The organism is Pseudomonas viridiflava (assembly GCF_001642795.1).
Classification (GTDB): Bacteria; Pseudomonadota; Gammaproteobacteria; order Pseudomonadales; family Pseudomonadaceae; genus Aquipseudomonas; species Aquipseudomonas viridiflava.
On sequence record NZ_LKEH01000027.1, the window covers coordinates 1 to 20,004 of the forward strand.

General features: G+C 61.6%; 18 protein-coding genes and 1 pseudogene. 16 read left to right on the forward strand and 3 right to left on the reverse strand.

The window, feature by feature from the left end; all coding sequences use genetic code 11:
- Window positions 1-226: 226 nt before the first annotated feature.
- Window positions 227-1,054, reverse strand: a complete 828-nt coding sequence (locus tag AO065_RS15270) for an HDOD domain-containing protein (protein ID WP_004888408.1) — start codon at window positions 1,052-1,054, stop codon at window positions 227-229.
- Window positions 1,055-1,327: 273 nt separating this feature from the next.
- Here AO065_RS15270 and AO065_RS27860 point away from each other — a divergent pair.
- The 16 genes and pseudogenes from AO065_RS27860 to AO065_RS15345 all read left to right on the forward strand — a co-directional run.
- Window positions 1,328-2,362 (forward strand): annotated as a pseudogene (locus AO065_RS27860) (HAMP domain-containing protein); the annotation flags it as partial.
- 90 nt (window positions 2,363-2,452) lie between these two features.
- Entirely contained in the window at window positions 2,453-3,217 is a 765-nt protein-coding gene (locus AO065_RS27865) for a methyl-accepting chemotaxis protein (RefSeq protein ID WP_407072014.1), read from the forward strand.
- 581 nt (window positions 3,218-3,798) lie between these two features.
- Window positions 3,799-4,632, forward strand: a complete 834-nt coding sequence (gene phnC / locus AO065_RS15280; RefSeq protein ID WP_004888369.1) for a phosphonate ABC transporter ATP-binding protein — start codon at window positions 3,799-3,801, stop codon at window positions 4,630-4,632.
- Between the two features lie 65 nt (window positions 4,633-4,697).
- Window positions 4,698-5,705: a phosphonate ABC transporter substrate-binding protein gene (gene phnD, locus AO065_RS15285; protein WP_004888370.1), complete on the forward strand. Its 1,008-nt coding sequence runs from the start codon at window positions 4,698-4,700 to the stop codon at window positions 5,703-5,705.
- A gap of 61 nt (window positions 5,706-5,766) precedes the next feature.
- Entirely contained in the window at window positions 5,767-6,555 is a 789-nt protein-coding gene (gene phnE, locus AO065_RS15290; protein ID WP_004888371.1) for a phosphonate ABC transporter, permease protein PhnE, read from the forward strand.
- A gap of 37 nt (window positions 6,556-6,592) precedes the next feature.
- Complete coding sequence (gene phnF / locus AO065_RS15295) at window positions 6,593-7,297, forward strand: phosphonate metabolism transcriptional regulator PhnF (protein ID WP_032652602.1); 705 nt, start codon at window positions 6,593-6,595, stop codon at window positions 7,295-7,297.
- Window positions 7,298-7,311: 14 nt separating this feature from the next.
- Entirely contained in the window at window positions 7,312-7,797 is a 486-nt protein-coding gene (phnG, locus tag AO065_RS15300; RefSeq protein ID WP_004888374.1) for a phosphonate C-P lyase system protein PhnG, read from the forward strand.
- The gene (phnH, locus tag AO065_RS15305; protein WP_004888376.1) at window positions 7,797-8,393 is read left to right on the forward strand and encodes a phosphonate C-P lyase system protein PhnH; all 597 of its coding nucleotides are present in this window, start codon (window positions 7,797-7,799) and stop codon (window positions 8,391-8,393) included. Before phnG ends, phnH begins: the two co-directional genes overlap by 1 nt.
- Window positions 8,393-9,472 carry a carbon-phosphorus lyase complex subunit gene (locus AO065_RS15310; protein ID WP_004888380.1) on the forward strand — a complete coding sequence of 360 codons (1,080 nt, stop codon included), beginning with the start codon at window positions 8,393-8,395 and terminating at the stop codon, window positions 9,470-9,472. Before phnH ends, AO065_RS15310 begins: the two co-directional genes overlap by 1 nt.
- A complete protein-coding gene (locus AO065_RS15315) occupies window positions 9,469-10,341 on the forward strand; it encodes an alpha-D-ribose 1-methylphosphonate 5-phosphate C-P-lyase PhnJ (RefSeq protein ID WP_004888381.1) in 873 nt (290 codons plus the stop codon). The genes AO065_RS15310 and AO065_RS15315 overlap by 4 nt, the downstream gene beginning before the upstream one ends.
- A gap of 8 nt (window positions 10,342-10,349) precedes the next feature.
- Window positions 10,350-11,159: a phosphonate C-P lyase system protein PhnK gene (gene phnK, locus AO065_RS15320; RefSeq protein ID WP_050562210.1), complete on the forward strand. Its 810-nt coding sequence runs from the start codon at window positions 10,350-10,352 to the stop codon at window positions 11,157-11,159.
- Window positions 11,160-11,181: 22 nt separating this feature from the next.
- On the forward strand, window positions 11,182-11,898 hold the full coding sequence (gene phnL, locus AO065_RS15325) for a phosphonate C-P lyase system protein PhnL (protein ID WP_032652606.1): 717 nt from the start codon (window positions 11,182-11,184) through the stop codon (window positions 11,896-11,898).
- Window positions 11,892-13,037 carry an alpha-D-ribose 1-methylphosphonate 5-triphosphate diphosphatase gene (locus AO065_RS15330; RefSeq protein WP_004888386.1) on the forward strand — a complete coding sequence of 382 codons (1,146 nt, stop codon included), beginning with the start codon at window positions 11,892-11,894 and terminating at the stop codon, window positions 13,035-13,037. Before phnL ends, AO065_RS15330 begins: the two co-directional genes overlap by 7 nt.
- On the forward strand, window positions 13,037-13,603 hold the full coding sequence (gene phnN / locus AO065_RS15335) for a phosphonate metabolism protein/1,5-bisphosphokinase (PRPP-forming) PhnN (protein ID WP_004888387.1): 567 nt from the start codon (window positions 13,037-13,039) through the stop codon (window positions 13,601-13,603). The genes AO065_RS15330 and phnN overlap by 1 nt, the downstream gene beginning before the upstream one ends.
- Window positions 13,594-14,343, forward strand: a complete 750-nt coding sequence (phnP, locus tag AO065_RS15340) for a phosphonate metabolism protein PhnP (RefSeq protein ID WP_004888388.1) — start codon at window positions 13,594-13,596, stop codon at window positions 14,341-14,343. The genes phnN and phnP overlap by 10 nt, the downstream gene beginning before the upstream one ends.
- 599 nt (window positions 14,344-14,942) lie before the next feature.
- Window positions 14,943-17,303 carry a glucose/quinate/shikimate family membrane-bound PQQ-dependent dehydrogenase gene (locus AO065_RS15345; protein ID WP_050562193.1) on the forward strand — a complete coding sequence of 787 codons (2,361 nt, stop codon included), beginning with the start codon at window positions 14,943-14,945 and terminating at the stop codon, window positions 17,301-17,303.
- Window positions 17,304-17,343: 40 nt separating this feature from the next.
- On the opposite strand, the gene AO065_RS15350 is transcribed toward AO065_RS15345, so the two are convergent.
- Complete coding sequence (locus AO065_RS15350) at window positions 17,344-18,246, reverse strand: AEC family transporter (RefSeq protein ID WP_004885222.1); 903 nt, start codon at window positions 18,244-18,246, stop codon at window positions 17,344-17,346.
- 85 nt (window positions 18,247-18,331) lie between these two features.
- A complete protein-coding gene (locus AO065_RS15355) occupies window positions 18,332-19,855 on the reverse strand; it encodes an amidase (protein WP_004885223.1) in 1,524 nt (507 codons plus the stop codon).
- Between the last annotated feature and the right edge of the window lie 149 nt (window positions 19,856-20,004).

Here is a 20,004-nt window from a genome sequence, read left to right on the forward strand (position 1 = left end):
ATCATAGCAAAGGTTTACCTCCGGTTTTTACACACTCTGGGCCCAGTGCAGCTCAATCGGCATCCATGCCGCTTGCCCCCCGAATCAGCGCCAGGACTCAGCCTTCACCCACGTCGCGATCTGCGGTGTCCATGCTATCGCGCTACAAAAAGCACATCAGTGCTGCTGGCTCGTTGGATAGTCAGATGACTTATCTTCAGAGAGCGGGCGCGGAGCGTGTTAACGATCAGCTCAACAACTGTGCAAACGCCTTGTCGGCCTCCAGCACTGCGGGCAGTCCGGCGAACAGGGCGTCCAGGTCGATGCCTTCCATGATTGGTCCGTCGGAAGCCTTCTGTGCTTCAGGCGTTGCGCCGCCGTGGGCTTCCAGTGCATCGGAAATCACGATGGCCTGAGCGACGATGCGCGGCAACGGCGAGTCATTGGGGGCTTGCATCGGTTTGGCCTGATACGCGATTGCCTCCTGAATCACTTTTGGCAGTTGCCAGCGTCGGGCCAGTTCGGTGCCCACTTCCGGGTAGCCAAAGCCCAGTTGCACGGTTTCATTGGCCGCACGTCCGGCCGTTCCGGCCTTGGTCGCGCTGTTCAGACGTTCGGCCACTTCTGGCGCGCCGGTCTGGATCAACAGCTCGCCGATGTTGTGCATCACGCCACAGGTGAAGGCGATTTCCGCATCCGTACCGCTTTGTTTGGCCAGCATCCGGCAGATTCCGGCCACCTGGAAGCTTTTCAGCCAGAACGCCTTGAGGTCAAAACTCGGCCCGGCCTTGAACGCGCCGGTCACTGCCGAAGCCATCACCAGTGTGCGCAGGGTGTTGAAGCCCAGACGCATGGCGGCGTCTTCGATGCTCGACGATTCGCGTGAGCCGCGAAAGCGCGCCGAATTGGCCAGACGCAGGACCTTGGCGGCAATCACCGGATCCTTCTCGATATTGCGCGCGATGCTTTCCAGATTGGAGGAGGGGTTGTCGAACTGCAGCATCAGGTCCTGAGCCACCTTGGGAATGCTCGGCAGACTGTGTAAATCGTCAAACAGCTTTTCAATACTCATCATAGCGGGACCATCCTCTGGACGACGGGATGATTTGACCATAGCCAGTTTTTTGCGCTCTGCACGTTTTGCCGTCATTTGTGGGAAGGGTTTCTCACCCGGCTCGAAAATAAAAATAAAAGACTCTTCAAGCCTGGCCGATATACCACCAAGGGGCTGTTTGACTGTTCCGATTCCTGTTCCAGAAGCCCTTTCGAAAAAGCGGCACCGTTTCTGAAGTTGACTGGCGTTTTTTGAATCGTCCTTATTGTTTATGCCGTGGAAGTACTCGCTATGATGAAAAGCCTGGGTTTCAGCAAGAAAATCCTCTTGGCCGCCGCTTTGATTGTGATTGTCGCGTTCAGTGTGTTCATTGTCGTCAATGACTATCGACAACGTCAGTCACTGAAATCCAGTGTTCAGTCCGAGCTGCAACAACTCGGCACCCTGACCACGCAGAACATTCAGACCTGGCTGGAAAGCCGCATCCAGTTGCTGCAGTCCATGTCCCAGCAGATCGCCATAGACGGCAAGGCGTTGCCGCAGTTGCAGCGTGCTGTGGGGCTTTCGGTGTACAGCGATAACTTTCAACTGGGTTATTTCGGCACCACCGAAGGTGTAATGCTTTCCAACCCGTCCGCCACTCGTCCGGCTGACTATGACCCACGCGCGCGTGGCTGGTACAAGGCGGCGCAGAACGCGACAGGCACCATCGTGACCGAACCCTACATTGCCGCTTCGTCCGGCAAGCTGGTCATGACCATCGCGACCCCGGTCAAGATCCAGAACCAGTTGGCCGGTGTGGCCGGTGCCGACATCTCGCTGGACAGCGTCAGCAAGATCATCAACTCGTTGAACTTCAACGGCCATGGCTATGCGTTTCTGGTCAGCGCCGAAGGCAAGATTCTCGTACACCCGGACAGCAAGCTGGTGCTGAAAAACATCAGCGAAGCCTACCCGAACAACACGCCTAAGATCGCCACAGGCGTGACAGAGATCGATTCCGGCAGCACGCCGGAAATCATCTCGTTCACCCCGGTGCAGGGCGTTTCCACGGCCAACTGGTACGTGGCACTGGTGCTGGAGCAGGACGCTGCCTATTCGATGCTCAGCGAATTCCGCGCTTCCGCGATTACGGCAATGGTCGTCGTGGTGGTCGTGATCATCCTGCTGCTGGGCCTGTTGATCCGTGTGCTGATGCAGCCACTGCACCAGATGGGCCGTGCGATGCGTGACATTGCTGACGGTGAGGGCGACCTGACCAAGCGACTGGCGATCACCTCGCAGGACGAGTTCGGCGCGCTGGCGCAATCGTTCAACCACTTCGTCGAGCGCATCCATGCGTCGATTCGTGAAGTTGCCTCGACCGCTGCTCAATTGGGTTCGGTCGCAACGCAGGTGGTAAAAGTCTCCAACGCGTCGATGAGCAACTCCGATCAGCAGGCAAACCGCACCGAGAGCGTGGCGGCCGCGATCAACGAGCTGGGTGCCGCCGCTCAGGAAATCGCGCAGAACGCTGCGCGCACATCGCAGCAGTCCAGTGACGCGAGTGAGCTGGCCGGTGACGGTCAGGCCGTCGTGCAGCAGACCATCAAGGCGATGAACGAGCTGTCCGGCAAGATCAGCGAGTCGTGCGTGAACATCGAAAGCCTGAACGACAAGACTGCCAACATCGGGCAGATTCTCGAGGTGATCACCAGCATTTCCCAGCAGACCAACCTGCTGGCGCTTAACGCAGCCATCGAAGCGGCGCGTGCCGGTGAAGCCGGTCGTGGTTTCGCGGTGGTCGCTGACGAGGTGCGCAACCTGGCTCACCGGACTCAGGACTCGGCTCAGCAGGTCCAGAAAATGATCGAAGAACTGCAGGTCGGTGCCCGTGAAGCGGTTACCAACATGACCGAGAGCCAGCGTCAGAGTGAAGACAGCGTGGGCATCGCCAACCGTGCGGGCGAGCGTCTGGGCAGCGTGACCCGCCGCATTGACGAGATAAACGGCATGAACCAGTCGGTTGCGGCTGCGACCGAAGAGCAGACCTCGGTGGTGGAGTCGATCAATGTCGACATCACCCACATCAACACGCTCAACCAGCTCGGTGTCGACAACCTGCGTCAGACCCTGGAAGCCTGCAACTCGCTGGAAGAGCAGGCTGCACGCCTGCAACAACTGGTGGGCAGTTTCCGTATCTGATCGCTCAACGACCTGCGCTTATCGCTTCAACACTGATCGTGCCCACGCGATGGGCACGATCATTAGCCTTATACCGATCGTTCCCACTCTGCGCTCAGCGTTATACATAAGTCTGGAAGACGCGCAAAACGGGGCCAGAACGAAAGTGACTGACTGAATGCATACCCCGTGGGAGGCGGCTTGCCGGCGATGGCGTCAGTTCAGTCACTGACAGGTCGCTTCAGAAAAAGCATCGCCGGCAAGCCGCCTCCCACAGTCTGTGGTCGCAGCAAGACTCGGGTATAACGCTGAGCACAGGCGTGGGCATGATCGGTGTGCTTGAGATCACGCTGATCGTTCCTGCGCTCCGCGTGGGAATGCCGCTCAGGACGCTCCGCGTCCGCTCTTGAATGTGGCGCAGATGCTAGCCCAAGNTGACGCTCCGCGTCCCGGCGTCGGTATTGACGCACCTGCAACGCAACCTGCGCAAAACTGTTACGGGTTCGTCATCCTCGCTTCACGTCTCTGCAACACGTCCGGTTCAGTCTGGCTGACAACCGAATACGGCCTGCACCGGGTCGTAGGGCAGACAGAGACAGACCATGAACCCAGCTATCCATGTCGAAGGGCTGAACAAGAGCTTTTCCCGTAAAAGCGCTCTGGTTGGCCTCGAGTTGTCTATACAACATGGCGAGATGGTCGCGCTGATCGGTGCGTCCGGCTCGGGCAAGTCCACCCTGTTGCGACATCTGGCCGGGCTGGCGTGCTGTGACCGGGAAAACGGTGGTCAGGTCAAGGTGCTGGATCGCGAGGTGCAGGCCTCGGGTCGTCTCAATCGTCATGTACGCCGTCTGCGTGCCGACATCGGTTACATCTTTCAGCAGTTCAATCTGGTCAATCGCCTCAGCGTGCTCGACAACGTGTTGCTCGGCTGCCTCGGCCGCATGCCGCGCTGGCGTGGCAACCTCGCGCTGTTCAATACCGAAGAAAAGCAGCGCGCCATGGCGTCTCTGGAGCGTGTCGGTCTGGCGGATCTTGCCGCGCAGCGCGCCTCGACCCTTTCCGGTGGGCAGCAGCAGCGCGTGGCCATCGCCCGTGCGCTGACCCAGCGCGCCGAAGTCATCCTGGCTGATGAGCCCATCGCTTCGCTCGACCCTGAATCCGCTCGGCGGGTCATGGAAATCCTCGCCGACATCAACCGCCGCGACGGCAAGACCGTTGTCGTGACCCTGCACCAGGTCGACTACGCGATGCGCTACTGCCCGCGGGCCGTGGCGCTGAAAGGCGGGCGCATCCATTACGACGGCCAGGCGCAAGGCCTCAGCGCGTCCTTCCTCGACGATCTCTACGGCGCCGAACAGGGCAGCAGCCTGGTCGGCACCGGGAAAAAGCTTCGCCTCGAAAAGCCTGCGCGTCTGGCGCTGGCCAAAGTCTGAATACTTTTGCGTCAGTCCTCTGACATCAACCGCTGTTGCACGAACCTCACCTCAGGAGTGCTTTCATGTTCAACCGTATCGGTCGCGTCCTCGCGTCTGCCGCTTTGCTGGCCACTTGCGCAATGGGCACTGCCCAGGCGGAAGAGAAGGTCATCAATTTCGGCATCATGTCCACGGAGTCGTCGCAGAACCTCAAAACCATCTGGCAGCCTTTTCTGGATGACATGAGCAAGAAAACCGGGCTCAAGGTCAACGCGACCTTCGCCTCGGACTACGCGGGCCTGATTCAGGGCATGCGCTTCAACAAGGTGGACGTGGCCTGGCTGGGCAACAAGGCCGCCATGGAAGCGGTTGACCGTTCCAATGGCGAGATCTTCGCTCAGACCTCCGCAGCCAATGGTGCGGCCGGTTACTGGAGCCTGCTGATCGTGCGCAAGGACAGCCCGATCAACTCCGTTGAAGACATGCTCAAGAACGCCAAGACCCTCACCTTCGGCAACGGCGACCCGAACTCCACCTCCGGTTATCTGGTGCCGGGCTATTACGTATTCGCCAAGAACCATGTCGATGCGTCCACCGCGTTCAAGCGCACGCTGAACTCCAGCCACGAGGTCAACGCGCTCAGCGTTGCCAAGGGCCAGCTGGACGTGGCGACGTTCAACACCGAGAGCTGGGACCGTCTGGCTGTCACTCAGCCGGACAAGGTCGAGCAGCTGAAAGTGATTTGGAAATCGCCACTGATCCCGGCCGATCCAATGGTCTGGAGCAAGGCGCTGTCGGACGAGAACAAAGCAAAAATCCGCGAATTCTTCGCCAGCTACGGCGATACCGATGAAGAAAAGACCGTCCTCAAGAACATGCAACTGGGCAAATTCCTGAAGTCCAGTGACGACCAGTTGCTGCCGATTCGCCAGCTTGAACTGTTCAAGCAACGCACTGAAGTCGCGGCCAGCACCACGCTCGATGCCAAGGAAAAGGAAACCCGTCTGAAGGAAATCGACGCCGGCCTGAGCAAGCTGCAGGAGCGTATTACCGAACTGAACCAGAAAACGGCATCCAGCACCGCTGGCTGAACGAGCGGGGCGCGGACCTCCCGTTCGCGCTTCGGCAACTGCCATCAGGACATCGATTGCTATGAACACTCACGTTGCATACACCCAGGTGGCGGGCAAGCGCACCTGGCCTCGCTACCTGGGCTGGGGGCTGTTTCTGGTCGCACTGGCCTGGGCCTGGCAAGGCGCTGAAATGAACCCGCTGTCGCTGGTTCGTGACTCGGGGAACATGGCGACTTTCGCTTCCGACTTCTTCCCGCCGGATTTCCGCGAATGGCGCAGCTACCTCACGGAAATGGTGGTCACGATTCAGATCGCCTTATGGGGCACGGTGCTGGCCATCGTCTGTTCCATCCCGCTCGGCATTCTGTGTTCCGAAAACATCACGCCATGGTGGATTCACTTGCCGTTGCGCCGCTGCATGGACGCCTTTCGCTCCATCAATGAAATGGTGTTCGCGATGCTGTTCGTGGTCGCCGTGGGCCTGGGGCCATTCGCGGGCGTGCTGGCGTTGTGGATCAGCACCACGGGGGTGCTGGCCAAACTGTTCGCCGAGGCCGTGGAAGCCATTGATCCAGGCCCGGTAGAAGGGGTGCGGGCCACCGGCGCCAGCGCATTGCAGGAAGTCATCTACGGGGTAATCCCGCAAGTCATGCCGCTGTGGATCTCCTACGCTCTATACCGTTTCGAGTCCAACGTGCGCTCGGCAACGGTGGTCGGCATGGTCGGTGCAGGCGGCATCGGGGTGATTCTCTGGGAAAACATCCGTGCCTTTGCATTCGTCCAGACCAGCGCCGTGTTGCTGGTGATCATCGTCGTCGTCAGTGTGATCGACATCGCGTCGCAACGCTTGCGCAAGCAATTCATCTGACCGGAGAGGGGTGTCCCGATGGGCACTTTTTTTGACCATGCAGTTGTCTAGACAAACAGAGCCGTTGTACCGCGAACTGGCCGATACGCTGCGCGCCGAGCTGGGTACTTACCGTCCCGGCGACTATTTGCCTGCCGAGTTTCAACTGGCCGAACGTTTCAGCGTCAATCGCCACACGGTTCGCCGCGCTGTCGATGAACTGGTGCGCGAAGGCAGCGTGTTGCGTCGGCAGGGCAAGGGCACTCAGGTGCTGGAACGTCCGTTGATCTACCCGATGCAGGCCGACAGTGCCTACAGCCAGTCACTGTCGGCGCAGGGCATCGGGGTCGAGGCGATCCTGTTGCTGCGCCGTGACTGTCAGGCCAATGCCGAGGACGCCATGCATCTGGGCCTGAACGAGCTGGCTCCGATCATCGAACTGCGCACGCTGCGCAAACTCGACGGGCAACCCGTGAGCCTCATTCTGCATCGGTTCAGCGCCGACTACCGCGAGCTGCTGGCTGAGTACAACGGGGGCTCGCTGCGCCAATACCTGGCCGAGCGCGAGCTGCCGTTGACCCGCAAACAGAGCCTGATCGGCGCCCGACTGCCGACCCGTGAAGAAGCGGCGCATTTGTTGATGCCGCGCCATATGCCCGCGCTGACGGTGTTGACCGTCTCCTGCGACCGGTCCGGCCAGCCGGTGGAACTGTCCCGTTCCACCAGCCGCAGCGACCGCTTCCACTATCAAGTGACCACCTGATGCCGAGGTTATCCATGCAATCGTCTCAGCAATCCCCTCAAGCCGATCCTGAAACCGCCGCCCGCCAGCACTGGATGGGCGTCCTCGCCCGGGCGCATGTCGATGAGCACAGTCGCGAGCACATGAAGCGCCATGAAGCCGCCTTGCGCGACATTGACTACCAGATGATTCGTGCGCCGGAAATCGGCATGACGCTGGTGCGCGGGCGCATGGGCGGCACCGGTGCGGCGTTCAATCTGGGTGAAATGAGCGTGACCCGCTGCGTGGTACGCCTGGCGGACGGGCGCACCGGCTACAGCTACCTGGCCGGGCGCGACAAACACCACGCCGAACTCGCCGCGCTGGCCGACGCCCATTTGCAGGGCGCTCAGCAGGCATCGTGGCTGGCTGAACTGATCGAACCCCTTGCCCAGGCACAGGCCCGGCGCAAGGCCGCCAAAGACGCAGAAACCGCCGCGACCAAAGTGGAATTCTTTACCCTGGTCCGAGGAGAAGACTGATGAACGCCGTCCTTTTGCAACCTGCCTTCACCGACCCGGTACTCGACGCTCAGCGCAGTTTTCGCGCTGCTCTAAAGGCGCTGGCCGGCCCCGGCATTGCCCAGACCTTGAACGCTGCCCATCAGCCGCCCGCGTTGTCGGGACTCGACAGCGCCACCCACGCGCTGTGTCTGGCGTTGCTGGACCTGGATACGCCGGTCTGGCTGGCTCCGGCTTTCGACACGCCAGCCATTCGCGCCAACCTGTCCTTTCACTGCGGCTGCCCGATTGTCAGCGAGCGGCAGAACGCCCGCTTCGCGCTGCTCGATGCCTCGGTGGCACAGGACCTGGCCGGATTCGACCTGGGTAACGACCGCTATCCGGATCAGTCCTGCACGCTGCTTATCCAGTTGTCAGACCTTGAAGGCGGAACCCCGCTGGACTGGAGCGGCCCCGGCATCGAGCACCGCAATCGCGTGGCCTTGCCGCTGGAAAAGGAGTTCTGGACCGAACGGTCGGCGCGCAACGACTTCCCGCGCGGGCTCGACGTGTTCTTTCTGTCGGGCAGCCGGATGCTCGGCTTGCCACGCAGCACCCGTGTGCAGGAGTGTGCCTGATGTATGTCGCCGTCAAAGGTGGCGAACAGGCCATCGATAACGCCCACCGCCTGCTGGCCAGCAGGCGTCGTGGTGATACCGCCGTCGCTGAACTCGATGTCGAGCAGATCCGTCAGCAACTGCCGCTGGCTGTCGCCCGGGTCATGACCGAAGGCTCGCTGTACGACGAGCAATTGGCCGCGCTGGCGATCAAGCAATCGGCGGGCGATCTGGTCGAAGCGATTTTCCTGCTGCGCGCCTACCGCACGACGCTCACGCGCTTTTGCGCCAGTTTGCCCATCAACACCTCGAACATGCAGCTCAATCGTCGTCTTTCCGCCACGTTCAAGGATGTGCCCGGCGGACAGTTGCTGGGGCCGACTTTCGACTACACCCACCGTCTGCTGGATTTCACGCTGCTGGCCGAAGGCGAGCATCCGGGCCCGAGCGTAACGCCTGACGCTGCCTTGCAGCCGTGCCCTCGGGTGCTGGGTTTGCTGGCGAAAGAAGGGCTGATGAAGCCAGAAGTCGACAATGACGAGCCCATTGCCGACATCACCCGCGAGCCGCTGGAATATCCGTCCAGCCGCGCCGAACGCCTGCAGGCTTTGGCCCGTGGCGACGAGGGTTTTCTGCTGGCGCTGGGGTACTCGACCCAGCGTGGCTACGGCCGCAACCACCCGTTCGCAGGCGAAATTCGCATCGGCGAAGTGGAGGTGTGGATCGAGCCGGAGGAACTGGGCTTTCCCATCCTTATCGGCGACATCGAAATCACCGAGTGCGAAATGATCAATCAGTTCGTCGGCTCGGCCACTGTGCCTGCGCAGTTCACGCGTGGTTATGGTCTGGCCTTCGGCAATGCCGAGCGCAAGGCGATGGGCATGGCGCTGGTGGATCGCTCGTTGCGTGCCGACGAGTACAACGAAGAAATCCGTTCGCCCGCCCAGCAGGAAGAGTTCGTGCTGGCCCACTGCGACAACGTAGAGGCGGCCGGTTTCGTTTCGCACTTGAAGCTGCCGCATTACGTGGACTTCCAGTCTGAGCTGGAGCTGATCCGCAAACTGCGCAAACCCACCGCGACCGGGGAGAACGAGCAATGAGCAGCCTCAAACCGCCCGTTGAGCGGGACACCGCCTACAACTTCGCTTATCTGGACGAGCAGACCAAACGCATGATCCGCCGCGGCTTGCTCAAGGCCGTCGCCATTCCCGGTTATCAGGTGCCGTTCGGTGGTCGCGAGATGCCGTTGCCTTATGGCTGGGGCACAGGCGGCATGCAACTGACCGCCGCGATTCTGGGCGCAGAAGATGTGCTCAAGGTTATCGACCAGGGCGCGGACGATACCACCAACGCGGTCTCGATTCGGCGATTCTTCGCCCGCACCGCAGGCGTTGCCACCACCGAACGCACGCCCGAAGCGACGGTGATCCAGACCCGTCACCGCATCCCGGAAACCCCGCTGCACGCTGACCAGATCATGGTATATCAGGTGCCGATTCCCGAGCCGCTGCGCTTCATCGAGCCGTCCGAAACCGAGACCCGGACCATGCATGCGCTGGACGATTACGGGGTGATGCACGTCAAGCTCTACGAAGACATCGCCACCTTCGGCCACATCGCGACCAGCTATGCCTATCCGGTGATGGTCGATGAGCGCTATGTGATGGACCCTTCGCCGATTCCCAAATTCGACAACCCCAAGCTGGACATGAGCCCGGCGCTGATGCTGTTCGGCGCAGGGCGCGAGAAGCGTCTGTACGCGGTGCCTCCCTTTACCCGCGTGGTAAGTCTGGATTTCGAGGACCATCCGTTCGAAGTCCAGAGCTGGGAGCAATGCTGCGCAATCTGCGGCAGCCATGATTCCTTTCTCGATGAACTGATCCTCGACGACGCGGGCACCCAGAGCTTTGTCTGCTCCGATACCGATTATTGCGCCCAGCGGGCCAGCCAGCAGGAGAACGCCCGATGATCAGTGCCATGTCGGTCAATCCGACCAACGCGCCACGGCCTGAACTGGACGAAGCGCTGCTCAGGGTTCGCGGTCTGACCCGGCTGTACGGGCCGGAGAAGGGCTGTCAGAACGTCAGTTTCGACCTGTATCCCGGTGAGGTATTGGGCATCGTCGGCGAGTCCGGCTCGGGCAAGTCCACGTTGTTGTCAGTGCTCAGCGGCCGCTCCGCGCCGGAGAGTGGCCGTATCGACTATCGCGGCCAGGACGGCAGCTGGCTCGATCTGTACAGCGCCAGCGAGGCGCAACGTCGCACCTTGCTGCGCACCGAATGGGGCTTCGTCGAGCAGAATCCGCGTGACGGCCTGCGCATGGGCGTGTCGGCGGGGGCCAACATCGGCGAGCGTCTGATGGCCCAGGGCGTACGCAATTATCAGCAGTTGCGCAGTGCCGCGCTGGACTGGCTCGGTCAGGTGGAAATCGATCCGCTGCGTATCGACGATCTGCCGCGCACCTTTTCCGGCGGCATGCAGCAACGCTTGCAGATCGCCCGCAATCTGGTTTCCGGCCCGCGGCTGGTGTTCATGGACGAGCCGACCGGCGGCCTGGATGTCTCGGTGCAGGCGCGTCTGCTGGACCTGTTGCGCGGTCTGGTACGCGAGCTGGACCTGGCGGTGGTGATCGTCACCCACGACCTGGCCGTGGCCCGGTTGCTGGCGGACCGGCTGATGGTGATGCGTCGCTCGCACGTGGTCGAGGCGGGGCTCACCGATCAGATCCTCGATGACCCGCAGCATCCGTATTCACAGCTGCTGGTTTCCTCGGTACTGCAGCCATGATCCGCACAGAGAGATGAGCCTGATGACTACCTTGATCGAGGTCCGTGACCTCTCGAAAAACTTCACGCTGCATCAACACAACGGCGTGGTGCTCAATGTGCTGCGTGGCCTGAATTTCTCGGTGCGCAGCGGCGAGTGTCTGGTGTTGGGCGGGGCGTCCGGTACGGGCAAGAGCACTTTGTTGCGCACTCTGTACGGCAACTACCTGCCCGCCGCCGGCAGCATTCGCGTGCAGCACGATGGCGAGTGGACCGAGCTGGTCGGCGCCACGCCGCGTCAGGTGCTGGAAGTGCGGCGCAGGACGCTGGGCTATGTGAGTCAGTTTCTGCGCGTCATTCCTCGCGTGTCGAGTCTGGACGTGGTCATGGAACCGGCGCTGGCACGTGGCTGGCCGCGCGAACAGGCGAGGGCGCGAGCCGAGTTGCTGCTCACCCGTCTGAACATTGCGCCGCGTCTGTGGCCACTGGCACCCAGTACGTTTTCCGGTGGCGAGCAGCAACGCATCAACATCGCTCGCGCCTTCATGGTGCCCTGGCCAGTGCTGTTGCTGGACGAGCCGACGGCTTCGCTGGATGACGCCAATCGTCAGGTGGTGCTGGAACTGATCGACGAAGCCAAACGTGAGGGCGCCGCGCTGATTGGCATTTTCCATGACCGCGACGCTCGTGAATCGGTGGCCAGCCGTCAACTGGACATGAGCCCGGTGGACCTGACCGCCAAGGAGTTGCTGCAATGCTGAACGAACAGATATTCACCAATGCCCGTGTAGTCACTGGTGATGCGGTGTTTTCCGGAACTGTGGTGGTGCGCGATGGCCTGATCGTCGAGGTCGATTCGGGACGCAGCCAGTTGAGTCAGGCACAGGACCTGCAGAGTGATTACCTGCTGCCGGGGCTGATCGAACTGCACACCGACAACCTGGAAAAACACCTGTCGCCGCGTCCCGGTGTGGACTGGCCGTCAACCTCGGCGGTCATCAGCCACGATGCGCAGATAGTCGCCGCAGGCATCACCACGGTGTTCGACGCGCTGTCGATTGGCGACATCAACCCCAAGGGCAAGCGCATGCAACAGCTGCCCTCGATGCTCGCTGCCATTGCGGCGGCCTGCGATGCAGGACTGACCCGCGCCGAGCACCTGTTGCATTTGCGCTGCGAAGTCAGTCACCCGGACACGCTGAGCGTGTTCCGTGACCTGGTGGATCAGCCGCTGGTGAAACTGGTGTCGGTCATGGATCACGCGCCCGGCCAGCGTCAGTTCGCGCTGGAATCCAAGTACCGTGAGTACTACATGGGCAAGTACCACATGAGCAGTCAGGAGATGGACGGCTTCATCGTCGAGCAAGTGGCCAACTCCATCGAATACGCTGATCGATATCGTCGTGCGATTGTCGAACTGTGCCTGGCGCGCGGGTTGTCCATCGCCAGTCATGATGACGCCACCATGGCCCATGTCGAGGAATCGGCGGGCTTCGGCATGAACATCGCCGAGTTTCCGACCACCCTGGAAGCAGCCCGTGGTTGTCGGCGTCTGGGTATGAGCGTACTGATGGGTGCACCGAACATCGTGCGCGGTGGCTCGCACTCCGGTAACGTGGCGGCCGCGTCGCTGGCCAAAGAAGGACTACTGGATATTCTCTCCAGCGACTACTATCCGGCGAGTCTTCTGCAATCGGCGTTCATGCTGGCCGAACAGGACAACGACTGTGGGTTGCCTCAGGCTATGAACATGGTCAGCCGCACACCGGCACTCGCGGCGGGGCTGGCTGATCGCGGTGAAATTCGTATTGGCCTGCGTGCCGACCTGATTCAGGCGCGCAGTCACGGCAATCTGCCAGTTATCGATAAAGTCTGGCGACAAGGCAAGAGGGTATTCTGATGGCAGGCAGGTTGATCTATCTCATCGGGCCGTCCGGTTCAGGCAAGGACAGCCTGATGGACGCGGCTCGCGACACCCTGGCGGAACGCAACTGCCGCGTGGTGCGGCGGGTTATCACCCGTTCCGCCGAGGCCGTGGGCGAAGCGGCACAGGCCGTGGACGTCGAGCAGTTCGAACACATGCGCGAGCACGGCGCGTTCGCGCTGAACTGGCAGGCCAACGGCTTGCATTACGGCATCCCGATTGTCATCGACCAGTGGCTGCTGGAGGGCCATGACGTGCTGATCAACGGTTCACGGGCGCACCTTGAGCGCTCGCAACGCCGCTATCCCAATCTGCTGGCGGTGCTGCTGACGGTAGATCAGGACGTCTTGCGTCAGCGTCTGCTGGCGAGAGGCCGGGAAAGCCTGCCGGAAATCGAGGCGCGACTGGACCGCAATCAGCAATTTGCCGGTGATCTGCTGGCCAGCCACCCTGGCGTATATCCGCTGGACAACTCCGGCGAGCTGCAGCAGACGGTTGCTGCGCTGGTTCGCTATCTGGAGAAACACCCGGCGTGCGCCTGACGCTGCTCGGCACTGGCGACGCCCGGCAAGTGCCGGTGTATGGCTGTCAGTGCCCGGCCTGTCTGGCGGCACTGAGCGACAACACGCTGCGTCGTCTGCCTTGCAGTGCGCTGGTCGAGTTCGACGATCAGCGCTGGCTGATCGACAGCGGTCTGACCGACCTCACCGAGCGTTTTCCGCCACGCAGCCTGAGCGGCATTCTGCAGACCCACTACCACGCCGATCACGCCCAGGGTCTGCTGCACCTGCGCTGGGGGCAGGGTCTGGTGATTCCGGTGCACGGTCCGGTGGACCCGGAAGGCCTGGCGGACCTGTACAAACACCCGGGCATTCTGGATTTCAGCCAGCCGTTCGCAGCCTTCGAAACCCGAGCCCTGGGTGCGTTGCAGGTCACTGCGTTACCGCTGCAGCATTCCCGGCCAACATTGGGTTACCTGCTGGAGGGCGGCGGGCGACGCATCGCCTACCTGACCGACACAGTCGGCCTGCCCGAGGCCACGCACGACTACTTGCAACGCCAGCCGCTGCACGCCCTGATCCTCGACTGCTCCATGCCCCCGCAACCCCAGACCCCGCGCAACCACAACGACCTGACCCTGGCGCTGGATATCATCGAACGCCTGAAACCGGTCAAAGCCGTTCTGACCCATATCGGCCACACTCTTGACGCCTGGCTGATGGAGCAACCGAGGCCACTGCCGGACAACGTGCTAATTGCGCGGGATGGAATGGTGGTTTGAACGTTTGGTGATCCATTGCCTGAGACTACGCAGTCTCGTTGCAATCACCTGACCGTGGGAGGCGGCTTGCCGGCGATGAACGATCACGCGATTTTCCCGACATACCGCGTCGACTGCATCGCCGGCAAGCCGCCTCTTATCAAACTACCTGTAACTTACTGAAGAAACGCGATTTTGTGGGAACGGACCGGGCGGCGTTCCGTTTGTCCGCGAATACTGTATTTCAGGCGATGAATATTCGTCGGATGTACTGGCCTTTTCGCGGACAAGTCCGCGCCCACTGAGTTTGCTGCGCGACAGCGCTACGTCGAAGACGTGGTGGCGCCTCCCACAGTCCGGTGTTTGCTTCGCAACCGCGCTGTTTCAGTGATGTGGCGCTATTGATCGGCTGAGGGGCCGATATCGACCCTCCATAAATCGCTCTGTCCGATTCCGTTCGCTGATCGCCCACAACAGCAATGTCGCGCCGTTCCAAGCGTGCAGGCAAATTTTGATGTGCTCAGAATCGGGTTTTGAAGCCGAAACAGCCTGCGACAATTTGTCATTATGAACTGGTTAGTACATTCTGCGCGGCTGTAAAAATCCGACAGGTTCGACACATGACTGGTAAACAAGACACAGGGGCGGGGAGCAGGGTGGGGCTGCTCGTATTGGGGGCGCTTATCGCATTGATCGGGCTTGGCCTGGCGGGCGGGGGCGGTTATCTGGTGGCGTTGGGCGGGAGCTGGTTCTTCCTGCTCATGGGCCTGGCGATGCTGATCAGCGGCGCGTTGATTGCGAAGCGAAAACCCAAAGGCGCGCTGATCTATGGCGTGGCGCTGATTCTGACTGCGATCTGGGCAGTCTGGGATGCCGGGCTGCATTACTGGCCGCTGGTTTCACGCGTGCTGACGTTCGCCGTGATCGGTCTGGTGGTTGCGCTGATCTACCCGACTCTGGTCCGCGCTTCCGGCGCTCAGGCAGGGCGTGGTGCCTATGGTCTGGCAGGCGTGCTGGCCATTGGCGTCGTGGCGACCATCGGCTACATGTTCGTGCCGACTCACGTGGTCAGCGCCAGCAGCGTGCCGGACGTTGTGCCGGTCGCTCCGGGCAGCGAGCAGAAGGACTGGGCGCACTGGGGCAACACCCCGGCGGGCAACCGTTTCGCGGCGCTGGATCAGATCAACAAAGGCAACATCGACAAGCTGCAGGTCGCCTGGACGTTCCACACCGGCGATATTCCGCAGAGCACCGGCGCAGGTGCCGAAGACCAGAACACGCCGTTGCAGATCGGCGACACGGTCTACACCTGTACCGCCTACGGCAAGGTTTTCGCGTTGGATGCCGATACCGGTGAGCAGCGCTGGAAGTTCGACCCCAAGGGCAGTGCGCCCAACTGGCAGCGCTGCCGTGGTCTGGGTTACTTCAAAACGCCTGCCGCCGAGGCGAGCGCTCAGCCTGCCGCCTGCGCCAGCCGTATTTTCCTGCCGACTGGCGATGCACGCCTGATCGCGCTGGATGCCAGAACCGGCGAGGCCTGCACAGACTTCGGCACCCAGGGTGTGGTTGACCTGAAGACCGATATGGGTGAAGTCAAGGAAGGCTATTACCAGCAAACCTCGACACCTCTGGTCGCTGGCAACGTTGTCGTAGTGGGCGGTCGTGTCGCCGACAACTTCTCCACGGGCGAACCGCCCGGCGTGGTGCGCGCTTTCGATGTGCACAGCGGTGAGCTGGTATGGGCCTGGGATCCTGGCAACCCCGATACCACCAAACGTCCGCCAGCAGGCGAGACCTACACGCGTGGCACACCAAACGTCTGGTCAGCCATGTCCTACGACGAAAAACTGGGCCTGATCTACCTGCCGACCGGCAACGCCACGCCGGACTTCTTCGGTGGCACGCGCACCGAAGCGGATGACAAGTGGTCGTCCTCGGTCGTTGCTGTAGACGTCAAGACCGGTCAGGTGCGCTGGCATTTCCAGATGACTCACCATGATCTGTGGGACTTCGATATTCCGGCCCAGCCGCTGCTGTACGACATCCCGGACGGCAAGGGCGGCACTCAGCCTGCGCTGGCGCAGGTCACCAAGCAGGGCGAGATCTTTCTGCTGAACCGCGAAACCGGCGTGCCGATTTCCCGTGTCGAAGAGCGTCCGGTGCCGCAGGGCAGCGTGCCGGGTGAGCGTTATTCGCCGACCCAGCCGTTCTCGGTGGACATGCCATCGATTGGCAACCAGACCCTGAAAGAGTCCGACATGTGGGGCGCCACGGCGTTTGACCAGTTGATGTGCCGGATTGCCTTCAAAGGCATGCGACATGAAGGCGTCTACACGCCGCCGGGCATGGACCACGCGCTGCAATTCCCGGGCTCGCTGGGCGGGATGAACTGGGGCAGCGTGTCGGTCGATCCGACCAACAGCTACATGTTCGTCAACGACATGCGCCTGGGTCTGGCCAACTACATGATCCCGCGTGACAAGATCGCTGCCGGTGCCAGCGGCATCGAGATGGGCGTTGTGCCGCAGACCGGCACGCCGTTTGGCGCCATGCGTCAGCGCTTCCTGTCGGCGGTCGGTATTCCGTGTCAGGCGCCGCCGTTCGGCACCCTGTCGGCCATTGACCTGAAGACCAAAAAGCTGGTCTGGCAGGTGCCGGTCGGCACGGTCAAGGACACCGGACCGATGGGCATCCGCATGGGTCTGCCGATTCCGATCGGCATGCCGACCCTGGGCGCTTCGTTGTCCACTCAGTCGGGTCTGCTGTTCTTCGCGGGTACTCAGGATTTCTACCTGCGCGCCTTCGACAGCGGCAACGGCAACGAAATCTGGAAGGCCCGTCTGCCAGTGGGCAGCCAGTCGGGTCCTATGACCTACGTGTCACCCAAGACCGGCCGGCAGTACATTCTGCTCACCGCCGGCGGTGCCCGCCAATCGCCTGATCGTGGCGATTACGTGATTGCCTACGCGTTGCCCCAGTAACGTGTGGCAGGCCCGAGAGGCATTGGCTGCCTCTCGGGTCTTATCCGATCAAGCTCACCAGCCACATCCACAAGGGCAGCGTCGCGGCCGACAGCACTGTGGTCAGGCAGATCGCCGAACTGGTTTTCTGCACATGCGGCACGCTGCGGGCAAAGCCCAGCACGTTGACCCCGGCAGGGCCTGCGGCCATCAGCACCAGCACGCCTCGCGACAACCCCTCGATACCCAGCAGCATGCACGCCAGTAATACCAGCAGCGGCATCAGGAACAGCTTGCCGACGGTAATGCCCAGCGCCTGCGGGCTGGGTGTCAGTTTGAAACTGGAAAGGTTGGAGCCCAGCACGATCAAGGCGCAGGGCAGGGCAGCCTGGGCGAGCCAGGTGGTCAGATGATCGGCCCATTCGGGCAGCGCAAGGCCCGACAGGTTGACCACGATCCCCAGCAACAGCCCGATGATCAACGGGTTGGCCAGGCTGGCGAACAGCGAGCGGGTGTTGAATGGTTGATCACCGGCCAGGCTGTCGTACAGGCTCTGGAAGGTGAACAGGGTCAGGCTGTGCACCGCGATGACCGTGAACAGCAACACCAGCCCTTGATCACCGAACACACCGACCACCAGCGGAATGCCGATCAGGATGTTGTTGGAGAAGCTGGCGGTCAGGCCGAAGGGCGTCGAGGTGCTGCCAGACCGGTGCATGACCAGATTGATCAAGACAAACACGATCAGGGCAGGCACGAAGTACGCCGCCAGCACCTGCAGATCGAGGCCGTCGTGCAGCGGTGCCTTGACCATCCCGGTGAACAGCACCATCGGTAGAAACAGTTTGAAGGCCAGCACGCTCAAGGCCTTGGTGCTCTCGACAGTCAGAGTCTTGCGTTTGCCCAGCACATAGCCGAGAACGATCAGTAGAAAAACGGGCAGAATGGCTTGCAGAACGGCCACGGGCTCTGGCTCCTTGAGAACATGGCCGCGCAGTATGAACCAGCGTTGCAACTTTACCTATGCACCGCTGCGCATCAAATGGCTATCACATCGCCCCTATATCCGGCCTGACCGTCTGCGAGCCTTCGTAGATCGGCGGATGGGTCACGATGTGTTTCAGATCGACAGCCGATGCCAGCAGTTTCTGCAGATCGGGACGCGGGCGACACACACGTGAATCTGCCGAGGTGGCCTGTTCCAGTGCATGAGCGCAGGCCATCAGTGCGGCATCGCCCCGGAAGCCGCCAATCAGTTGCAGGCCGAACGGCATGCCGTTGTGATCGGTGCCGCAGGGCAGCGACAGTGCCGGATTGGTGGTCAGGGTGATGGTGTAGCAGAGCGCCAACCAGCGGTAATAATTATCCAGTTGCACGCCGTTGACCTCACGCAGGTACAGCTCGCTCCACGGGAACGGCGACACCGGCGTGGTCGGCGCAAGGATCAGGTCGTAACGCTCGAACTGCTTTTGAAAGCTGCGGAACAGACGACTCTGCTCGGCATGCGCTTTTACGCAATCCTGCAGCGACATGGCCGCGCCCATGTCGAAATTGGCGCGAGTGTTGGGGCCGAGTGCGTCGGGATCCTTGTCGTGGGCGTCCTGCAAACCGGCAACGAAGGCCTCGGCGCGCAGGACGTCAAAGGTGCGATGCGCAGTGCCGAGGTTCAGGTCGATGGGCTCGCAGGATTTGAACAGCGATTTCAGGGCGCCGATCTTTTCCCGGAACACTGCGCGAATCTGCTCGTCCACCGCGCAGGTGCCGAAGTCTTCGCTGTAGCCGACGCGCAACTGGCTGAGGTCGATAGTGCGCGGCGCAAACTCGTTGTCTGCCACTGCATAGCTCAGTGGGTCGGAGTGCGCCAGACCGGCGCTGGCACGCAGCTGCAGCAGCGTATCGGCGACGTTGCGTCCCATCGGCCCGACTACCGAGAGCGGTGTCCAGCCAAGCTTTTTGCGCTCGCTGGGCACCAGTCCGGGGGAGGGGCGCAGGCCGACGATGCCACACAGCGCCGCGGGGATGCGCAACGAACCGCCGGTGTCCGAGCCGCTGCACAACGGCACCATGTCCACGGCCAGCGCTGCGGCGGAACCCCCGGACGAGCCGCCTGCATTCAGGTCGGGATTGAAAGGATTGCCGGTTGCGCCCCACACCACGTTGCGGGTGTTGGCACCTGCGCCCAGTTCCGGGACGTTGGTCTTGCCGATCATGATCGCCCCGGCGCTGCGCAGACGCGTCACCAGCAGGTTGTCCTGACGCGGAATATTGTCGCGAAACAGTTGCGAGCCGTACGTGGTAAGGACGCCTGCGGTTTCTTCCAGGTCCTTGATGCCGATCGGCAGACCATGCAGCAAACCCAGCCGCTTGCCTTGCATCACGGCCTGTTCGGCCTGCACCGCTTCCTCCCGCGCCCGCTCGAAACAGGTCGCGGCGAAGGCGTTGATCTTTGGGTTTAGGGTCTCAATGCGTTCGATGCTGGCGTTCAGCAGCTCGACGGGCGACAGCTGTCGATTGCCTATAAGCGTGCGCAATTCGGTGGCAGATTTTTCCAGCAGGTCGGATGAAAAAGGCATGTGGTTTCCTCAAATAATAGGGCCAGCCCAGAGATGACACTGATCGTTTCTACCCTCGCGCTCAGAGTGGGCGCGCAAGCCTTTCGGCAAACATAACGCCTCTCAGGACGCTCCGCGTCCGCTCTGGAATGTGACGCAGATGCGTGCCC

Coding starts and splice junctions, on each gene's coding strand:
- AO065_RS15270 (WP_004888408.1), bottom strand. CDS start 1,054: ATGATGAGTATTGAAAAGCTGTTTGACGATTTACACAGTCTGCCGAGC.
- AO065_RS27865 (WP_407072014.1), top strand. CDS start 2,453: ATGAGCAACTCCGATCAGCAGGCAAACCGCACCGAGAGCGTGGCGGCC.
- phnC (WP_004888369.1), top strand. CDS start 3,799: ATGAACCCAGCTATCCATGTCGAAGGGCTGAACAAGAGCTTTTCCCGT.
- phnD (WP_004888370.1), top strand. CDS start 4,698: ATGTTCAACCGTATCGGTCGCGTCCTCGCGTCTGCCGCTTTGCTGGCC.
- phnE (WP_004888371.1), top strand. CDS start 5,767: ATGAACACTCACGTTGCATACACCCAGGTGGCGGGCAAGCGCACCTGG.
- phnF (WP_032652602.1), top strand. CDS start 6,593: ATGCAGTTGTCTAGACAAACAGAGCCGTTGTACCGCGAACTGGCCGAT.
- phnG (WP_004888374.1), top strand. CDS start 7,312: ATGCAATCGTCTCAGCAATCCCCTCAAGCCGATCCTGAAACCGCCGCC.
- phnH (WP_004888376.1), top strand. CDS start 7,797: ATGAACGCCGTCCTTTTGCAACCTGCCTTCACCGACCCGGTACTCGAC.
- AO065_RS15310 (WP_004888380.1), top strand. CDS start 8,393: ATGTATGTCGCCGTCAAAGGTGGCGAACAGGCCATCGATAACGCCCAC.
- AO065_RS15315 (WP_004888381.1), top strand. CDS start 9,469: ATGAGCAGCCTCAAACCGCCCGTTGAGCGGGACACCGCCTACAACTTC.
- phnK (WP_050562210.1), top strand. CDS start 10,350: ATGTCGGTCAATCCGACCAACGCGCCACGGCCTGAACTGGACGAAGCG.
- phnL (WP_032652606.1), top strand. CDS start 11,182: ATGACTACCTTGATCGAGGTCCGTGACCTCTCGAAAAACTTCACGCTG.
- AO065_RS15330 (WP_004888386.1), top strand. CDS start 11,892: ATGCTGAACGAACAGATATTCACCAATGCCCGTGTAGTCACTGGTGAT.
- phnN (WP_004888387.1), top strand. CDS start 13,037: ATGGCAGGCAGGTTGATCTATCTCATCGGGCCGTCCGGTTCAGGCAAG.
- AO065_RS15345 (WP_050562193.1), top strand. CDS start 14,943: ATGACTGGTAAACAAGACACAGGGGCGGGGAGCAGGGTGGGGCTGCTC.
- AO065_RS15355 (WP_004885223.1), bottom strand. CDS start 19,855: ATGCCTTTTTCATCCGACCTGCTGGAAAAATCTGCCACCGAATTGCGC.